Source organism: Allomuricauda sp. d1 (genome assembly GCF_039592695.1).
GTDB lineage: Bacteria > Bacteroidota > Bacteroidia > Flavobacteriales > Flavobacteriaceae > Flagellimonas_A.
This window is the reverse complement of sequence record NZ_JBBUTK010000003.1, coordinates 292,836-311,015: the sequence shown is the minus strand read 5'-3', so window position 1 is coordinate 311,015 and position 18,180 is coordinate 292,836. Positions and strand designations below refer to the sequence as shown.

22 protein-coding genes are annotated in these 18,180 nt (G+C 43.0%); 10 read left to right on the top strand and 12 right to left on the bottom strand.

Annotation, left to right across the window (positions count from 1 at the left end):
• Window positions 1–119: 119 nt before the first annotated feature.
• The gene (gene greA / locus AAAH86_RS13225; protein ID WP_343488121.1) at window positions 120–596 is read left to right on the top strand and encodes a transcription elongation factor GreA; all 477 of its coding nucleotides are present in this window, start codon (window positions 120–122) and stop codon (window positions 594–596) included.
• Window positions 597–662: 66 nt separating this feature from the next.
• The gene (locus tag AAAH86_RS13220; RefSeq protein WP_343488120.1) at window positions 663–1,055 is read left to right on the top strand and encodes an HIT family protein; all 393 of its coding nucleotides are present in this window, start codon (window positions 663–665) and stop codon (window positions 1,053–1,055) included.
• On the opposite strand, the gene AAAH86_RS13215 is transcribed toward AAAH86_RS13220, so the two are convergent.
• On the bottom strand, window positions 1,048–1,398 hold the full coding sequence (locus tag AAAH86_RS13215; protein ID WP_343488119.1) for a hypothetical protein: 351 nt from the start codon (window positions 1,396–1,398) through the stop codon (window positions 1,048–1,050). The genes AAAH86_RS13220 and AAAH86_RS13215 overlap by 8 nt on opposite strands.
• Before the next feature lie 2 nt (window positions 1,399–1,400).
• A complete protein-coding gene (locus AAAH86_RS13210; protein ID WP_343488118.1) occupies window positions 1,401–2,549 on the bottom strand; it encodes a HAMP domain-containing sensor histidine kinase in 1,149 nt (382 codons plus the stop codon).
• Between the two features lie 128 nt (window positions 2,550–2,677).
• On the opposite strand from AAAH86_RS13210, the gene AAAH86_RS13205 reads away from it, so the two are divergent.
• From AAAH86_RS13205 to aat, 3 genes are all read left to right on the top strand, one after another.
• Window positions 2,678–3,055, top strand: a complete 378-nt coding sequence (locus tag AAAH86_RS13205; RefSeq protein WP_343488367.1) for a DUF3127 domain-containing protein — start codon at window positions 2,678–2,680, stop codon at window positions 3,053–3,055.
• 96 nt (window positions 3,056–3,151) lie between these two features.
• Window positions 3,152–4,528 (top strand): TIGR00366 family protein, encoded by a 1,377-nt coding sequence (locus AAAH86_RS13200; protein WP_343488117.1) that lies wholly within the window; start codon window positions 3,152–3,154, stop codon window positions 4,526–4,528.
• Window positions 4,529–4,654: 126 nt separating this feature from the next.
• Window positions 4,655–5,341, top strand: coding sequence for a leucyl/phenylalanyl-tRNA--protein transferase (aat, locus tag AAAH86_RS13195; RefSeq protein ID WP_343488116.1), 687 nt, complete (start codon window positions 4,655–4,657; stop codon window positions 5,339–5,341).
• On the opposite strand, the gene AAAH86_RS13190 is transcribed toward aat, so the two are convergent.
• The 6 genes from AAAH86_RS13190 to AAAH86_RS13165 all read right to left on the bottom strand — a co-directional run bounded on the left by AAAH86_RS13190 (window position 5,323) and on the right by AAAH86_RS13165 (window position 10,136).
• Entirely contained in the window at window positions 5,323–6,981 is a 1,659-nt protein-coding gene (locus tag AAAH86_RS13190; protein ID WP_343488115.1) for a solute:sodium symporter family transporter, read from the bottom strand. The genes aat and AAAH86_RS13190 overlap by 19 nt on opposite strands.
• An 86-nt stretch (window positions 6,982–7,067) precedes the next feature.
• Window positions 7,068–7,748: a DUF2490 domain-containing protein gene (locus AAAH86_RS13185; protein WP_343488114.1), complete on the bottom strand. Its 681-nt coding sequence runs from the start codon at window positions 7,746–7,748 to the stop codon at window positions 7,068–7,070.
• Window positions 7,735–8,313, bottom strand: a complete 579-nt coding sequence (locus AAAH86_RS13180; RefSeq protein ID WP_343488113.1) for a hypothetical protein — start codon at window positions 8,311–8,313, stop codon at window positions 7,735–7,737. Before AAAH86_RS13180 ends, AAAH86_RS13185 begins: the two co-directional genes overlap by 14 nt.
• Window positions 8,303–8,866 (bottom strand): DNA-3-methyladenine glycosylase I, encoded by a 564-nt coding sequence (locus AAAH86_RS13175; protein ID WP_343488112.1) that lies wholly within the window; start codon window positions 8,864–8,866, stop codon window positions 8,303–8,305. The genes AAAH86_RS13180 and AAAH86_RS13175 overlap by 11 nt, the downstream gene beginning before the upstream one ends.
• Before the next feature lie 9 nt (window positions 8,867–8,875).
• On the bottom strand, window positions 8,876–9,835 hold the full coding sequence (locus AAAH86_RS13170) for a sodium-dependent bicarbonate transport family permease (protein WP_343488111.1): 960 nt from the start codon (window positions 9,833–9,835) through the stop codon (window positions 8,876–8,878).
• Between the two features lie 7 nt (window positions 9,836–9,842).
• Complete coding sequence (locus AAAH86_RS13165) at window positions 9,843–10,136, bottom strand: hypothetical protein (protein WP_343488110.1); 294 nt, start codon at window positions 10,134–10,136, stop codon at window positions 9,843–9,845.
• A 341-nt stretch (window positions 10,137–10,477) separates the two neighbouring features.
• Here AAAH86_RS13165 and AAAH86_RS13160 point away from each other — a divergent pair, with 341 nt between their 5' ends.
• Complete coding sequence (locus AAAH86_RS13160; protein WP_343488109.1) at window positions 10,478–11,410, top strand: LysR family transcriptional regulator; 933 nt, start codon at window positions 10,478–10,480, stop codon at window positions 11,408–11,410.
• Here the strand turns inward: AAAH86_RS13160 and AAAH86_RS13155 are convergent.
• From AAAH86_RS13155 to AAAH86_RS13140, 4 genes are all read right to left on the bottom strand, one after another.
• A complete protein-coding gene (locus AAAH86_RS13155) occupies window positions 11,407–11,748 on the bottom strand; it encodes a hypothetical protein (protein WP_343488108.1) in 342 nt (113 codons plus the stop codon). The two genes, AAAH86_RS13160 and AAAH86_RS13155, sit on opposite strands and share 4 nt — an antisense overlap.
• Window positions 11,745–12,059, bottom strand: a complete 315-nt coding sequence (locus AAAH86_RS13150; RefSeq protein WP_343488107.1) for a hypothetical protein — start codon at window positions 12,057–12,059, stop codon at window positions 11,745–11,747. Before AAAH86_RS13150 ends, AAAH86_RS13155 begins: the two co-directional genes overlap by 4 nt.
• 77 nt (window positions 12,060–12,136) lie before the next feature.
• Window positions 12,137–12,526 carry a hypothetical protein gene (locus AAAH86_RS13145; RefSeq protein ID WP_343488106.1) on the bottom strand — a complete coding sequence of 130 codons (390 nt, stop codon included), beginning with the start codon at window positions 12,524–12,526 and terminating at the stop codon, window positions 12,137–12,139.
• A 12-nt stretch (window positions 12,527–12,538) separates the two neighbouring features.
• Window positions 12,539–12,940 carry a hypothetical protein gene (locus AAAH86_RS13140; RefSeq protein ID WP_343488105.1) on the bottom strand — a complete coding sequence of 134 codons (402 nt, stop codon included), beginning with the start codon at window positions 12,938–12,940 and terminating at the stop codon, window positions 12,539–12,541.
• A 133-nt stretch (window positions 12,941–13,073) separates the two neighbouring features.
• On the opposite strand from AAAH86_RS13140, the gene AAAH86_RS13135 reads away from it, so the two are divergent.
• From AAAH86_RS13135 to AAAH86_RS13120, 4 genes are read left to right on the top strand one after another with little or no spacing between them, the layout of a single operon-like run.
• Entirely contained in the window at window positions 13,074–13,751 is a 678-nt protein-coding gene (locus AAAH86_RS13135) for a TetR/AcrR family transcriptional regulator (RefSeq protein WP_343488104.1), read from the top strand.
• A 1-nt stretch (window position 13,752) separates the two neighbouring features.
• Window positions 13,753–15,435: an ATP-binding cassette domain-containing protein gene (locus AAAH86_RS13130; protein ID WP_343488103.1), complete on the top strand. Its 1,683-nt coding sequence runs from the start codon at window positions 13,753–13,755 to the stop codon at window positions 15,433–15,435.
• Window positions 15,428–16,780: an HlyD family efflux transporter periplasmic adaptor subunit gene (locus tag AAAH86_RS13125; RefSeq protein WP_343488102.1), complete on the top strand. Its 1,353-nt coding sequence runs from the start codon at window positions 15,428–15,430 to the stop codon at window positions 16,778–16,780. Before AAAH86_RS13130 ends, AAAH86_RS13125 begins: the two co-directional genes overlap by 8 nt.
• Entirely contained in the window at window positions 16,780–18,180 is a 1,401-nt protein-coding gene (locus AAAH86_RS13120) for a TolC family protein (protein ID WP_343488101.1), read from the top strand. The genes AAAH86_RS13125 and AAAH86_RS13120 overlap by 1 nt, the downstream gene beginning before the upstream one ends.

The following is an 18,180-nucleotide window of genomic DNA, read 5'->3' as shown; positions in this document are numbered from 1 at the left end:
TCCTCGAAAAACCGTACGAATCCGGTCACAGTCGAGGATTTTTCCATTAATAAAACGGAGACATTGAAGAGAATCAAATTCGGTTTTCTTCAATGTTTCTTTGTCTAAATTTTAAGGATATGGAAAAGGTTTCATATTACACTGCGGAAGGATTGAAAAAACTGCGTGAAGACCTGGATCATTTGAGGGACGTTGAACGCCCCAAGGCTTCACAAGCCATTGCAGAGGCACGTGATAAGGGTGACCTCTCTGAGAATGCCGAATACGATGCCGCCAAAGAAGCACAGGGGCTATTGGAAATGAAGATTTCAAAAATGGAAGAAACCTTGGCCAATGCACGCTTGATAGACGAATCCCAGCTGGATACCTCAAAGGTTTTGGTGCTTTCTACGGTCAAACTGAAGAACCAAGCCAACGGTATGGAGATGAAGTACACCTTGGTCGCAGAAAGTGAGGCAGACCTTAAATCGGGAAAAATCTCGGTCACTTCCCCTATCGGAAAAGGCCTTTTGGGAAAATCTGTTGGTGACGTAGCCGAGATCACCGTACCCAATGGAACTTTAAAGCTCGAAATTCTCGAAATTACCCGTGAATAGAAAATGCTAAATCTGTATATTTAATCCTGCCTTTGTGGCGGGATTTTTTTATATCAAACGACCACCATGCCCAGTATTTTCACAAAAATCATCAACGGAGAAATTCCCTGTTATAAAATTGCAGAAGACGAGCAGTATTTTGCTTTTTTGGATATCAACCCCAATGCAGAGGGGCATACACTTTGCGTACCCAAAAAGGAAGTTGATAAAATTCTTGATTTGGACGAGGCCACCTATATGGGGCTCATGGCATTTTCACGAAAAGTGGGGCAAGCCATTGAATCGGTAATCGATTGTGAGCGGGTCGGCATCACTGTCATAGGGCTTGAAGTGCCCCACGTGCACGTGCACCTGATACCTTTGAAAAGTATGAAAAACGCCACGTTTCAACACAAGGTCAAAATGACCCCTGAAGCCTTTGAAAAAACGGCAGAAAAAATCCGCTCGGCAATCAAATAAGGCCTTCTAAATAGATATAGATTCCGCCACCGACCAAAACAATCATCAAAAGAAGCAGCGCAAAGAAAAGCATGGTGAACCGTACCGAAGATTTATCTGGCTCAACCAATTTGTTGTAGTAATCAAAGACCCGCTCTATGTCAGGCGTCCATTTGACGGGGTAAATGAGTGAAAAACATTTTTTGCACTTGATTTCATGGGTGACCTCGCCCGTGGTTCTGTGATACAGGGGGTTGTAGGTGTGCTTCTGATAAAAAGTCAGCCTCAGCTCTTGGCTGAAGCACTCGGGGCAGTTGTTCGAGATTTCCACATCTTTTATGGCTATTTGTTTTTCTTTGGCCATTGCTACGCATTTATTTTGAGTGAAATCTGCATGATTGTTCCTTCTTTGTTTGACGAAAGTACTTTAATTTTTCCTTTGTGGTATTCTTCGATGATTCTTTTGACCAGAGAAAGTCCGAGGCCCCACCCCCTTTTTTTGGTCGTCACCCCTGGATTGAAGATGTTTTGAAAATCCCCCTTGGGGATACCATGGCCGGTATCGGTGACCATAATGTGCACGTTGCTTCCGTTCTTTTCAACTTGAATGGCAATACTGCCCTTGCCGCGCATGGCATCAATACCGTTTTTGACCAGATTTTCAATGCTCCAATTATATAGTGGTGGATTCAACAGAATGGGCAACTTGTCAATATTTGAGCTAAATGAGAAATGCACCAACTTTGAACTTCTTCTTTTTAAATACTCATAGGCCTTTTCGGTTTCATGAACAATATCGTGCTCTTTCAGCTCTGGGGTCGAACCAATTTTTGAAAAGCGTTCGGTTATGGTCTGTAATCTAGAAATATCTTTTTCGATTTCTTTGGTCACCTCAGGGTTGATGTTTTCTGTTTTTAACAACTCATTCCATCCTAAAAGCGAGGTCAGGGGCGTACCGATTTGGTGTGCGGTTTCTTTAGCCATACCCGCCCAAAGTTTGTTTTGATCCGAAATTTTATTGGTCTTCAACAGAAAATAAATGACCGCACCAAAAAGAAAAATAATCAACAGAAGGGCGATAGGGTAGTATTTCAATTTGTTCAGCACTTCAGAATTGCCATAATACAAAGTGGCCAGTTTTTCACCCCTGTCTTCAATGATGATGGGTTTATTCTCATTGCTGAACTGTCGCATTTTCTTTTTCACATACGTACTGTCGCCAATAAGCTCTTCGGGCATGTTATGTGTTTTTATCGAGCCATCTTCATTTTGCAGAATCATCGGCGTGGTGGTGTTGTTTCCCAAGACCTTCAATGTCAGGTTGCCGAGTTCTTGGTCGACCGTTGATTGTAGCAGTTCTGATTGGGCAGTGGCCCAGTTTTCCATTTTAAGCCGCTCCTCCTCCTTGAATTTTTTGAAAAAACTGTTGGTGTTCCAAAGAATCAGGCTGACGATGATAAAGGCGGAAACCAACATAAAGATGTTCGATGTCCTTTTTTTGGGATTGAAGTCCATGTACTCCCCAGATTCTATTTTTTTAAAGATAATGCAAATTGGGATAAAATGTTGAAAACCCAATGGGCCACCATGATGGGTTTAGGGCCTATTTCTTTATTTTTGGAGGATATAAAATTTTGAGAAACATGGAGGTACAGGGAAGAATAAAATTAATAGACGAAACCAAAGAATATGGTAGCAACGGCTTTAGAAAGCGTGAGTTGGTCATCACCACAGAAGAGCAATACCCACAGCACATATTGATTGAATTCGTTCAGGACAAGACGAATCTGTTGGATAGTTACCAAGTCGGCCAAATGGTCAAGGTGAGCATCAACCTTCGTGGCCGCGAATGGGTGAACCCACAGGGCGAGACCAAATATTTCAATTCCATTCAAGGATGGCGCATCGAAAATATGGAGCAGGCTCAACAAGACCCCAACATGCCACCGGTACCCCCTGTGGAAGCCTTTGAGCCCGTTGAAGATTTGAACGAAGAAGAACATGACGATTTGCCTTTTTAACAGTAGGCAATGAAAAAATTGAGCCCCAAATACTGTAAAAGTTTTTGGGGCTTTTCTTTGCAATGGCATTGCCAATAATTTTTCTAAATTCATTTCGTGAACCTTACCCGAACAATTGAAAACATATTTCGAAAGTACCTGCCGTCGCCTTTCACCATAGCGGTATTGCTCACTGTTTTGACCATCATTTTAGCGTTGGCTTTTACAAGTTCGCCTCAGAATGAAAATCATTTCTTCAATATTCTCTCGTACTGGGAAGAGGGTATCTGGAACAACGGTCTGTTGGTCTTTGCCTATCAAATGATGCTGATTTTGGTGTTGGGCCATGTACTGGTTCTGAGCAAACCAATGGAAAAACTGATCATGCGCCTCACCAAATATGTGAGCAATACGGCCAACGCCGCTGTTCTGGTGGCGCTGCCGACCATGTTGGTCGCCTTTTTCAATTGGGGGCTGGGACTCATTTTTGGTGCCATTCTCGCAAGAAAAGTTGGCGAGTATGCCCAAAAGAAGAATATCGCCATCAATTATCCTTTGATCGGTGCTTCGGGCTACTTGGGGTTAATGGTCTGGCATGGCGGCGTCAGCGGTTCGGCACCCATCAAGGTGGCAGAAAACGGTCATTTGAAAGATTTGATGCAGAACATTAGTGGTTCGGCGCTCACTGCCCAATGGCCCGAAGCCATTTCGACAAAGCTTACCATTTTCAGTGTTTCAAACCTCATGGTTTTTGCGACTGTTGTTCTTGTCATTTCAGCAGTGGTCTATTTTTTGGGAAGGAGAACAAGAACCAACCCTACCAACTTAAAGACGTATCATTTTGATAAGCAAGAGAAAAAGTATTTGGTGGGTGCAGAACGGTTGGACCACTCTACAGTACTGTCAACATTTTTTGGCATCTTGGTTTTGAGCGTTTTTCTTTTGCAGTACCTGCCCGCACTCAGAGCATTGAATATCACGCCAAACATGCTCAACTTTTTGATGCTGGGCTTGGCCATCTTGCTCCACGGAAGCTTTAAGCGTTTTTTGTTGGCGGTCGAGGCCGCTATTGGTGACGTGGCCGGAATTTTAATTCAATTCCCGTTGTATTTCGGCATTATGGGCATCATGGCCCAAAGCGGCATGATTAATCAGATCTCAGACTTTTTTGTCTCCATCAGCAATGAGACCACGCTGCCGATTTTTACTTTTTTCAGCGCAGGGCTGGTCAATATTTTTGTGCCCAGTGGCGGCGGGCAATGGGCCGTTCAGGGGCCATTGGTGCTCGAATCGGCTTCCCAACTTGGGGTGCCTTTGTACAAAGCGGTCATGGCACTGGCGTATGGCGACCAGGTGACCAATATGTTGCAACCGTTTTGGGCGCTCCCACTTTTGGGGATTACCAAATTGAAGGCCAATGAAATCTTGCCTTACACCTTGCTTTTTATGGGTGTGGGAACCATAATTTATATCACTGCCCTTCTTATTTTCTGAACAGATTGACTCGATAATCGAGATTTTATGCTCTGACGCTTGCGGTGAAACCTAAAATTTGTTTCTTTTAAATGTCTCGTGGGATTGCCCCGAGATAGTTTACTACCTTTAAAGAAAGCCCGCACTTTGCAGAAAAAAAGACACCATTTGCCCATAGCACTATTGGATGACTCGTTGTCTTTTCCTGATGTAGAAGAGGCCACGGAAGAGGGATTATTGGCCATTGGGGGCGATTTGTCCACAGAGCGGTTGTTGTTGGCCTACCGCAGCGGTATTTTTCCTTGGTTCAATGAAGATTCATTGATTTTATGGTGGTCACCCGACCCTCGAATGGTGCTTTATCCTGAAAAAGTGAAGGTTTCCAAAAGTATGAAAAAAGTCATAAGGGATGACCAGTTCAGACTTACCAAAAACGCCTACTTCGAAAGAGTGATTGACAGTTGTGCCAAAATGGATCGAAAAGGCCAAGAAGGCACCTGGATCACCCCAATGATGAAATCTGCCTACTTGAGACTACATGAGCTTGGCCATGCAAAATCGTATGAGGTGTGGCAAGATGATATTTTGGTCGGTGGACTGTACGGCATTGATTTGGGCCATGTTTTTTGTGGTGAAAGTATGTTCAGTACGGTTTCAAACGCTTCAAAATTCGCTTTTATCCACCTTGCCAATGATCTGAACAAAAAAGGATATTGTTTGATAGATTGCCAAGTGTATACCAGACACCTTGAAAGTCTGGGCGCTGAGAAAATGGCCCGAAATGAATTTATCGAAATTCTGCAGCTACGGCCCAATCAAGAAAATATAAAATAGGTGCTGATCACCAATACGGAAATAATTGCACCTACCAAAAAAGCATACTTCCACGGGGTCACGTCGATAGCGGTGGTTGTTTTTTCAACGGCTATTTCTTTCTTCGGCATTATTTTTCCGAAAATCAGCATGACAACGATATTGAATATGAACAAAATTCCCATGACATGTAAATAATGGGGGTATGCCTCTGCCTTTAAGATACTGAGTTCGCCAGCATCTGTTATGCCTTGGGATTGGGCCAGAGTAACAGCAGTATCCCTAAAATAGGGCTCTACAAAGAGCAGACTGATCAAATATAAAATTACACCACCGATCATGACCACTTTGGCCCCAATTGCAGGCACCCTTTTTGTCAATATGCCCGTCATGACAACGGCTAGAATAGGCACGCTCAAGCTGCCCAAAGATTGTTGTATGTAACTGAACAGACCGCTTGGGGCGTTGGCGATAAAAGGGGCTATGATCATTGCGATGACGCCAATGGCGAGGCCAAATCTTTTTCCTGCTTTTACAGTTTCCTGTTCTGTGGCGTTTTTCTTGAAGAAGAACTTGTATAGATCAAAACCATAGAGTGTGGCACTACTGTTCAAAAGACTGTTGAACGAGCTGAGCACGGCTCCAAACAGCACGGCAGCAAAAAAACCGGTCAAACCAGCGGGCAGTACTTTGGCGACCAAGGCCGGATATGCCTGGTCTGCATTTTCAAGTTGCCCGTTGAAAACATGCCAAGAAATGATGCCCGGCAAAACCACGACCAAGGGAATGATAAACTTTACAAATGCTGCCAATAGAATTCCTTTTTGCCCTTCTTTAAGGTTTTTGGCGCCAAAAGCACGCTGTAAAATGGATTGGTTGGTACCCCAATAGTAGATTTGTGCAATCATCATTCCTGTAAAGACGGTGCCAAAGGGAATGGAAGAATCAACCTCACCTTTCATCACAAACTTTTCCGGGTTGGTATTCCATAAAATATCAATACCATCACCAAGACTGCCATCACCGATCAAAAGCAATCCAAAAACTGGAATCAAAAGTCCACCGATCAACAATCCGATGGCATTGATCAAATCAGATACGGCAACCGCTTTCAATCCTCCAAAAATCGCATAGACCATACCGATGAGGCCAATTGTCCAAACACAGATCCAAATGACCGTCCAAGGCTCCATGTTCAAAACTTCGGGCAAATCGAACATGGTGCTGAAAGCGAGCGAACCTGAGTATAAGATTGTCGGAAGCAGCACCACACCGTAGGCAAACAAAAAAAGAATGGACAACAGTGCTTTAGTGTGTTTGTCGAAACGTTGTTCTATAAATTCGGGTATCGTGGTAATGCCCTTTTTCATATACTTGGGCAACAAAAAGATGGCCGTGAAAATCATTGCTATGGCGGCCAAAGTTTCCCATGCCATGACCATCAATCCCTCATCGAAGGCTTGACCGTTCAACCCCACAATCTGTTCCGCAGAAAGGTTGGTCAATAAAAGTGAGCCTGCAATGGTCACTGCACCGAGTGTGCGACCTCCCAAGAAGAAGCCATCGGCAGATTTTTCATCGGTTTTTCTGGTGGCATACCAAGCGACAACGGCGACAAATAAGGTAAAACCAACAAAGGATAGAATGGTTAGAATTGACATGGTGATATTTTAAGTTAGCTGTACTGGCGGGTGTAATATAGAGAATTTTGAAGAACAGTGTAGCAATGTTTCATGCAATCAACCCATCACAATGAGATGTTGAACGTTGTCAACAGAAAAAGTACATGCTGTGTTTGGTGGGTAAAATCTTCAAAACGATACTCGGCACCAACCTGAAATTTGGTCTTTTTGGTCAACAGCCACCCCAGATTTAAGGTAAACCGCTGGTCGTATTCGGGTAATTTAGTTTTAGCGACACTTAAAAGGCTTTCCCAATTGCCCACCAAGTAGGGCTCACCGACATCCAACCGTTCGCCCCGTAATGGAAAATCCATGGAAAAGCGATACCGAAACCTGTGGGTGGTCAAATTCTTGGTGATTCGCTGCTCTGTTCTCAAACGGTGGCCAAAACGGGTGACCAAGGCTTGCTTGGTCAGATTGTACTGTTGGGTCAGGCGAAGCTCGTTCGAACCGTCATCAAATGCTTGCCGAAACCGGTATTGAATGCCCAAAGCGATACTTTGGTTATCCTTTATTTTCAGATTTGAAAAGTGGGCCAAGTGCAAATGCCTCACCCGAAATCGTGATTCGCCACTTTCGATGGTATAATTTCTGTTCTCGAGACTGAAATTGTGGGTATAAAATGAACTCACTTTGTAGTTGATTGCCACCTGGGGCTGCAAATACGACGTAAAGTTTTCTTGTGCATGTAATGACAATGCAACAAGAAATAAGATAAGAAGATAGACCCGCTTAATATAAGACATGGTCGTATTTCTGTGGGAAGGATTGGCGTGCACTCAAAAAATTTCCCTCAGCGTCAAACAACAGCTCGTATTCTTCGAAGCCTTTTTTGCCGCGGTGGGCAATGATCAATTCGTACCTGATATCGGGCAGCAACAAATTCTGGAAGGCTTCCCGCAACGTGGTCTGTTCCTCTTTTTCATTTCGTGGGTGTTGCTGTTGTATTTTCTTGATGCGCTCCCTTTCATAGTTTTTCTGCAGGTACGATTCGATTTTTTCGAAGCTTTCTTCGGGAATATCGTCTTCGTCAATGTTGAACTCCACATCCTCTAAAACTCCAAGGGAATCAAATTCCACGCTATAAAAAAGACGGTCTTTCTTGAATTTGGCCTCATAGGAGGTCTTTTCGCCATCAAATTCTTTATAGAACCGTTTTCTGCGCGCTTCTTTTAGATAAGGTGCTATTTTGACGAGTGCAACTTTCGGAAAGTCATTGGGCCTGAGGCGAAACTCGCGCTCCCTTTTCTGGCACAGCAGGTGCTGTGATGAAAAAATAAGGATGGCCAAAAGCAAAAAACTATACTTCATGATAGCGAAAACATGAGGTTTCGTGGTCGTTTACCATGCCAGTGGCCTGCATGTGCGCATAGACGACGGTACTGCCCACAAATTTAAAGCCCCTTTTTTTGAGGTCTTTGCTCAAAGCATCTGAGATTTCGGTTTTGGCCGGGGCATCTTTATAATTTTCAAAGCTGTTCTTGATGGGCTTTCCGTCAACAAAGCCCCAAATGTATTCGCTGAAAGTGCCGAATTCTTCTTGCACTTTCATAAAAGCCTGTGCATTTGAGACTGTTGCATGCACTTTCAGTTTGTTTCTGATGATGCCCGCATCTTGAAGTAACGCATCAATCTTGTCTTGATCGTAGTCTGCAATTTTTTTGTAATCAAAATTATCGAATGCCTTTCTAAAGTTCTCTCGCTTCTTGAGCACCGTGATCCAACTCAGGCCCGCCTGAAAGGTCTCCAAAATCAAAAATTCAAAAATGGTGGGGTCATCATAAACGGGCATGCCCCATTCATCATCATGATAGGCTTCATAGAGGGCATTGCCCTCACACCAACCACATCTGTTTTTGCTCATATTGTACAGTTAAAAGTGCTGTACAAGATACAGATAAAGGGGCATACCCAATGTGATGTTGAACGGAAAGGTAATGGCAAGCGCCATCGGAATATATAGGCTCGGATTCGCTTTTGGGGCGGCCAACCGCATTGCCGCCGGCACGGCAATGTATGAGGCACTGGCGGCCAAAATGGCAAATAGAAAACGGTTGCCCTCGCTATCAGTCACGTATTGGCTGAACCACGCAACAAAGCTTCCGTTGATGACGGGCACAATCAATGAAAACAACAATGCAAACCAGCCTTTCTTGAGAAAGTCGGTCAATTTGCGACCACTGGTAATGCCCATATCCAACAAAAAAACAGCCAAAAACCCCTTGAAAATATCAGTGGTGAAGGGTTTGATGCCCTCTGCCTGCTGGTCGTTGGCCAAAAAACCGATGACCAAACTGCCCAAAATGAGTAATACACTACCGTTGGTGACGGAATGGTGCAACACCTTTTTGAAACTGGTTCTTTTTTTGCGGCCTTGGCAGATTGACATCAAAATCACACCGACTATGATTGACGGGGCTTCCATAAGTGCCATGACGGCAACCATGTGGCCCCCAAAATCAATGGCTTCAATCTCTAGAAATGAAATCGCGGTCACAAAAGTGACCGCGCTCACTGAACCGTAAGCTGCTGCAATGGCACCGGAATTTTCTACGCTGAACTTTCTTCTGAGTATCAAAAACGCATAGATGGGTACCGAGACTGCCAAAAAAATGCCAAATAGCAACGACCATAAAATTTCAAGGTTAAGCTCGCTGTGCGAAAGCTCTAGACCTCCTTTGAAGCCTATCGAAAAAAGTAGATAAAGCGATATAAATTTTGAGGAATTCGATGGAATCTCCAAGTCGCTTTTCAGCTGAACGGCCAAAATGCCCAAAAAGAAGAAAAGCAGTGCAGGGTTGGTCAGGTTGTCGACCAGAAGATGTAAATCCATTAAAAGCCTATTCCTCTACAGAAATATTGAGCGCACCGTCGATTCTGAGGCGCTTACCCTCATTGCGCAAGCCGTTGATAAAATCACGGGCAATGCCTTTTTCATCGATAAGCTCAACGATTCGACCATCAGGATATCCAGTATTTGCATCGCGGTCACCCTCGCACCAAGAGATACGCTGTAGTTTATGAAAATTGATTTTGACATCAAGCAGTGAATTGATGACATCAAGTGCTTCTGATGGGGTAAAAGTACCATCGACCAAATTTATTTTTTGCGTTGTTTTTGTCTTTGTCCGCATGAGAATGAAGTTTTAATTATTGTTTTTTGATTTGTTGCTCTCCGATAATGTGAATTGCAAAAAGACATAGAATGATAGCGATTGAAACGCTCAACCATTCGAAGAACAGATAGTCATTTGCAATTGATAGGGCCAAAAGCGAAGCAAACGCCACTACCGCTAGGCTAAATTTTAGAGTCTGCTTTCTTTTTGATTGTACCGCACTTTGTTCTTGCACGGTCGATTTTTGTAATGTTTGAGATTTTGATGACATAGGATTTAATGTATTTTCAGTGCAAATGTCAAATTAATAGTTCATATATTTTTATTTATATTTATTATGAAAAACATAATCATAATTTATGAATTACACATTGCACCAACTGGAGGTTTTCTATAAAGTATCTGAAAAACAGAGTATTACAAAAGCTTCAGAAGAGCTTCACCTGACCCAACCAGCAGTATCGATACAGTTAAAAAATTTTCAAGAACAGTTTCCGATTGCACTTACCGAAGTGGTGGGCAGAAAGCTGTATATCACAGATTTCGGACGTGAAATCGCTGAAGTGGCTGAACGCATTCTCAATGAAGCCGAGGCCATTAATTTCAAGATGCGATCGTATGGTGGAGCTTTGACCGGACGATTGAAAATTTCGGTGGTTTCTACCGGAAAATATGTAATGCCCTATTTTTTATCCGGATTTATGCATACGCACACTGAAGTTGACCTTCTCATGGATGTAACCAACAAACTACAGGTGGTTGAAAGTCTTGAAAAGAATGAGGTGGATTTTGCTTTGGTCTCAGTACTGCCCAACCACCTCAAACTGAACAATGTGGCCTTGATGCCCAATATTCTTCACATGGTGGCCAATCCGAAGTACTATGAAAAAATAAGGTTGAGCAAAAAGACAGGCGTTGGTGACACACCTTTGATTTTTAGGGAGTTTGGTTCAGCAACACGAGGGGCGATGGAAGGGTATCTGAAGGAACGAGAAATCATTTTGGGAAAAAAGATAGAATTGACCTCAAATGAGGCCGTAAAACAAGCTGTTTTGGCAGGTCTGGGCTGTTCGGTCATGCCCTTGATCGGTATCAAGAACGGATTACAAAGTGGGAAGCTGAAAATCTTCCCGATGAAAAAACTGCCAATCATCACTACATGGAACCTTGTATGGCTTCAAAAGAAAAAACTTTCTCCAGTGGCCACTGCATTTTTAGAGTATATCGAAAACGAGAAAAATCAGATTATCAACGCTGATTTTAAATGGTTGGAAGCTTATGGTAATAATTAATTGCTGTTGGTCGCAAGTGAAATTTCGATGGTGCTTTTTATGTCCAACAAGTGCCCGTTTTTCTGTGCTGAGACCACCAAATCGGTCACCCGCTCTTTAGCTTGCCTCAAATCATTGATTCTTTGTTCAGAAACTTCAAATGCGGTATCGCTATCTGGCTGTAAATTGAGTTTACGCACCGTATGAAATTTGATTTTGTCGTTCAAAAAGGATAACAAAATATCAGCGGCCTCTGAAGGGGTGAATGTACCGCTTATCAATGATATGTTCTCATCTGCTGTGGTAGTATCCGTTTTTTTCCTCTGGAAGAAGGGCAATTTCGATATTTTTTTGCTCATACTTTGATGGTCTCTTGCTGTAGTTCTTCGGTTTGTTCCGCATCCATATACACTATGGGCATCGCATATATAAGTGGCGGTGAGTCGGTGTATTTTCCGCTTATGATTTTGTTGATGGTATTAAAGAGCAATGCCTTGGTGGTGCCCATGACCAACACCCTCTCATGGCTTTTCATCTCGCCGCTTTTTAGTTGTTTGAAAAGCAGTTTGTCAGAAATCATGGCGTCGAGCACCAATTTTTCGTTGATGAGCACATCGACAATGTCAAGTGCCTGGGTCTTGGTTTTGCAGATGATGTGGACTAAAATCATTTTGGTATTATTAGGACGCCGACCCCATCTGTGATAATTTCATGTACGTGAATAGGGTCTACATCCTATGGGCAACTTTATTTTGCTAACGAATCAAGCTTACCTTTCTTCGGAATTACCAACTCGCCATTTTCAATGGCGTCGTTGAGATCAGCGTTCATTTTTTTGTACACATTGAAGAATTTTCCTCCGTCTGCTGGTGTAAACGTGACTTCAACATCACCGCCCTTATTTTCAATGTTTTCGACGATGACCTTTCTATTTTTCAGACTTTTGATATTGGCAATACCACCGCGCTTGATAATGAAATTCTTTCTGGGCACGTCAATATATTTGTAGTCGCTTGAAACAGGTGTAGCGATAATAAGTTCATCGCCTACCTTCACCAAATCTTGATAATCTTGTGCCCTGAGTGGTAGAGTAAAGATTAACGATAAAATGGCAGTCAAAATAAGAGTTTGTCTCATACTGTTTGGGTTTTAATTATTTATGATTGTTGTCGAGGTATTTTCTTCCAACGGACTATCATCGGTGCCAGCGGCTCGCAATACGGCCCGTAAGGTTGGGGTATACCCAAAAAAGTCACGGCCATCTTCACGGCGTATGACGATATGTGTGGTTCCATCTGGCAAAACGTTCATTTGGTCTATGACCACCATATTGCCGTGAAAATTGAGTGTGGCGCCCAATCCTGAACTGCTGTTCAATGAGTTGTGCAACAACACTACTTCTGAATAGGGCAATCTTGCGATAAGCCCAGTGTCTGCGTTTCCTCTACTTTCCTGAAAGTGCTCAAAGCGCATTTCGTAGACTTGAGCCTGTGCACTCAATCCTAAAGTGATGAACATGAAAAAAATGGATAAGAGTAAAAATCTTTTCATAGGCTGTGAATTTGTATGCTAAATATAATAGCTATCCCCAAAATAATCAGTATTACTTTCGTTAAAAAGAAGTTAAACTATTAAATTATGATAGTAACACTATTATATTTGTTGGTGAATTTAAAATTGTAACATGGAAAGATTACTGCAATCTGTCAAAATAGCCATTAACGAAAAAGTTTATGTAAAAGACCCTGAATCTTCAGATTTGGGCAAGCGCATCATTGAAAAGAGTATTTTGATGATTGATGAAATGGGCTTTGAGGCTTTTACGTTCAAGAAACTTGGTCATGAAATTGGCTCGAATGAAAGCTCTATCTATCGCTATTTTGAGAACAAGCACAAGCTTTTGGTGTACCTGACATCATGGTATTGGGGTTGGGTAGAATATCAATTGGTGTTTTCTACCAACAGTATCTCAGATGTTGATGAAAAACTGAAACGGGCCATCGAGATTATTTCAAAACCTGTTGAAGAAGATTCACATTTTTTACACATCAATGAGGTGGTGTTGAAACGAATCGTGGTCAATGAATCATCAAAGTCGTTTTTGACAAAAGAAGTCGATATTGAAAACAAGGATGGCTATTTTGTCATATACAAGCGAATGGTGACCCGTTTAAGTGAAATGATCAATGCGGTGAACCCCGATTATCTTTACCCGACCAGCTTGGCCAGTACAATTTTAGAAGGGGTGCAGCACCAAAACTTTCTCAAAGACCATTTTCACAGTCTGACCGACTGTGTCGCCAATGAAGATCCCGGGCAATTCTTTGTCGATTTGGCGTTCAAAACCCTAAAATCACACTAACATGGCGCAGAACATTATGACCGCATGGCAACGGCTCATGGGTCTTTTAAAACTTGATAAGAAAGACATTCTTCAAGTTTTTTACTATGCGATTTTCGCCGGCGTGGTGAATTTGTCGCTCCCCCTTGGTATTCAGGCAATTATAAACCTGATTCAGGGAGCACAGGTCAGTACTTCATGGATTGTGCTGGTTGTTTTGGTAACATTGGGAGTAGCCTTTGTAGGGCTCTTGCAACTGATGCAGATCCGCATTATTGAGAATGTGCAGCAAAAAATCTTTACACGCTCCTCTTTTGAGTTCGCCTATCGCTTTCCGAAAATAAAGATGAGCCAGTTGAGCAATTATTATCCGCCTGAGTTGGCCAATCGCTTTTTTGATACGCTGACCATTCAAAAGAGCCTGTCAAAGATTTTGATTGATTTTCCGGCGGCATTGTTGCAAATTATCTTTGGGTTGCTGTTGCTTTCTTTTTACCATCCCTTCTTTATCATTTACGGTATTCTGTTGCTGCTCTTGATCTATGTGGTGTTCAAATTCACTGCGCAACGCGGGTTGGAAACTAGCTTGGCCGAATCAAAGCACAAATACCGGGTCGCCCACTGGATTCAAGAGATAGCCCGATCGATTATCAGTTTTAAACTGTCGGGCAAAACATCTCATGCCATTGATAAGAACGATGCCCTTGTGGTCGAATACCTAGATGCCCGTGAAAGTCACTTCAAAATCTTGATTTTGCAATTCATACAAATGGTTGGTTTCAAGGTCTTGGTCACGGCAGGCCTTCTTTTGATAGGCGGTCTTTTGGTGTTGAACCAAGAAATGAACATTGGTCAGTTTGTAGCGGCAGAAATCATCATCTTATTGGTGATCAGTTCCGTTGAAAAACTGATTCTTGGGCTTGAAACCTTTTATGATTTGCTCACTTCCCTTGAAAAAATGGGGCAGGTGGTTGATAAGAAGTTGGAATCGTCTGATGGTGAGACCCCCTTTAAAGAAAACGAGGGATTTTATATAGAATTGGCCAACGTGACCTATCACGTGCCCGATAGAGACAAGAAGATCATCGACAATGTCTCCATGAAAATTTCGCCTTCGTGCACCATTTTACTCAACGGCCCCAGCGGATCGGGCAAATCTACCTTACTTCGATTGATTGCGGGGATTTTGGAACCCGATTCCGGGGATATTTTCGTGAACGATGTTTCATTGAAGGGCGTGAACCTAAACTATTACCGATCGCACATCGGGCAGTCGCTTGCCGAAGAATCCCCCTTTGAAGGAAGCATTCTCAACAACATCACTTTCGGTGATAAGAGCATTCCCCAAGAAGAGGTGTACTGGGCATTGGAAAAAACCAAGCTTACCCAATTTGTCAAAGAACAGCCAAAAGGAATACACACCATCTTATATCCCGAAGGGAGACAGATACCCTACACCATTGCGAAGAAGATCGTACTGGCCCGGAGTATCGTGAGAAAACCGAAGATTTTGATCTTGAAAGATCCACTAGATCAGTTTACTGAAAGTGAGGCCATAGAAATCATGGATTTCTTAAGTGATCCTGCCAATGGGTGGGCACTTGTGATAGTCAGTGAGAACGAAAAGTGGATCAAGCGATGTGGCAGGATCATCACGATGGACAATGGAAGATTAATCAAAGAAATACCAGGAGGCAATGCTTAATATAACCCATAACAAGTTGAACCAGAAAGTAGACTTGATGCAGTTTAAGGCGGCACAAAAAGTCTTTCCCAGAAGGTACTACAAACACTTCAACAAATTTCTGTTGGCTTTTGCCATCATCTGTTTTATTGTGCTGTTCCTGCCGTGGACGCAGAATGTGACCGGTAAGGGGTATCTGACCACTTTGACCCCCGACCAGCGTCCCCAGACCATACAATCGCCCATACCTGGCAGAATAGAAGAATGGTACGTGCGAGAAGGTGATTTTGTTGAGAAAGGGGATACCATCTTGCATATTTCGGAAATCAAGAACGAATACTTTGATCCAAATCTGGTTGAACGTACCGGGCAGCAAATCAAGGCGAAAGAGATGTCCGTTACTTCCTATCAAGAAAAAGTAAAGGCTTTAAATACCCAGATCAATGCCTTGGCCAATGAGCGGACCCTGAAATTGGAGCAGGCAAGAAATAAACTGATCCAGTCGAAACTGAAGGTACAGAGTGACAGTATTGATCTTGAAGCGGCAAAGACCAATATCAGTATTGCCCAGCGCCAATATGACCGAGTGGTTCAACTAGAATCAGAAGGATTGAAAGCAGTGACCGATGTTGAAGAAAAACGTCTGAAACTACAGGAAACACAGGCCAAATTGATTTCTCAAGAAAATAAGTTATTGGCCAGTAAGAACGAAGTCATCAACGCCCAAGTCGAAATCAATCGTGTACAGGCCGAATACACCGACAAAATCTCAAAGGCCAGAAGCGATATGTTCACCGCGCAATCAAACCAGTTTGATTCAGAGGCCCAGGTCACAAAACTGGAAAATGAGTTCACGAATTACTCCATCCGTAATGATATGTACTACATACGTGCCCCTCGCAGTGGTTACATCAACAGAGCGGTTCAAGGCGGTGTCGGTGAGGCTTTCAAAGAAGGTGATGCGTTGGTGGGCATTATGCCGGCCAAATATGACATGGCGGTCGAAACCTATGTAGAACCGTTGGATCTGCCCCTCATGCACGTAGGAGAAAAGGTGCGTATACAATTTGATGGCTGGCCCGCCATTGTGTTCAGCGGCTGGCCCAACCTATCGTATGGCACCTATGGTGGTGTTGTGGTGGCGGTCGAGACATTCATCAGTGAAAATGGTAAGTATCGAATTTTATTGGCGCCCGACCCAGATGACCAACAATGGCCTGAACAACTTAGGGTGGGTTCAGGTGCCGACACCATAGCACTTCTTGATGATGTGCCCATTTGGTTTGAGCTATGGCGACAGTTGAACGGTTTTCCACCAAACTATTACCAACCTGAAAATGGCATGGCCAAGACTGAAAAAAAGTAATGATGAGAACCTACCTTACCACGCTTTTGCTTTTGGCCTGTATCGCAGTTTCGGCCCAACAAGATTCGCTGGTGCTCAATTTCAATGAGTATTTGGGATATGTAAAAAAATACCACCCCGTTGCAAAACAGGCACAGTTGACCATTGATATAGGTCAGGCCAATTTGATGCGCGCAAGAGGCGGTTTTGATCCCAAAATTGAGGTTGATTATGATAGAAAGGAATTTAAGGATACTCTATATTGGGGTCGACTCAACGCCACGTTCAAAATACCCACCTATTTTGGTGTTGAACTGAAGGGAAACTTTGAACAGAACCAAGGGGGCTTCACCAATCCAGATGAATTTGTGCCCGCTGATGGACTTTACAGCGCAGGCATTTCAATGTCGCTGGGCGAAGGTTTCTGGATCAATGAACGCATGGCCACGCTTCGAAAAGCCAAGTTTTTCAGGGAGCAGTCAAAGGCAGACCAAGATTTATTGGTAAACGAAGTGTTGTTCAACGCATCATTGGCCTATTTTGATTGGTTGCAGGCATTTAAGGATGCCCAAGTGTTTCAAGACTTTTTAGAAAATGCCTCGATACGTTTCAGGGGTATCAGGCAAAGCGCACTTGCAGGCGATATCGCAGCCATTGATACCGTTGAAGCAAAGATTGCAGTGCAGAACAGGGCACTCAGTTTAGAGCAGGCCAAGGTGAGATTGATGCAGAAATCGTTGGAGTTGTCCAATTTTCTATGGATTGAGGATGTTCCCGTTGAGTTGCAATCCAATGTGATACCCGATGTTGGGGTCGATGCAGAAATTGATACCACGTTGGAAATCATGGGAAAACCATTGGATAGTTTTACCCTTGAAAACCATCCAAAATTACGCTCGTTAGAGTTTAAGATTGATGGTTTAACAGTAGATAAGCGTTTAAAGGCGAACAAACTCTTGCCCAAAATAGATGTGGAGTATAATTTTTTGACCGAAACCCCTGACCAGATCAACTCATTCGTTACCGAAGAATACAAAGGGGGCATCAGTTTTCGCTTTCCCCTGTTTTTACGAAAAGAGAGAGGCGACCTTAAACTGGCCAAGTTTAAACTTCAAGATGCCCAATTTGAACGGGATAATGCAGAGATTGAAATCCAAAATAAAGTCGTCGCACTGTATCGCGAACTTGACTCATACAATGAGCAAAATCGATTGATAGACGATATTGTTTTCAATTATTCAAGATTATTGACCGCTGAAGAACGAAAGTTCAGTTTTGGCGAAAGTTCGTTGTTTCTCATCAATTCAAGGGAAAGAAGTTTGATTGATGCAGAGTTAAAACAAAATGAGGTGCAGAACAAGTATTTTTCAACCAAAGCGAAATTGTTCAAAAGCCTAGCCATCAATCCTGAAAATCTTTAA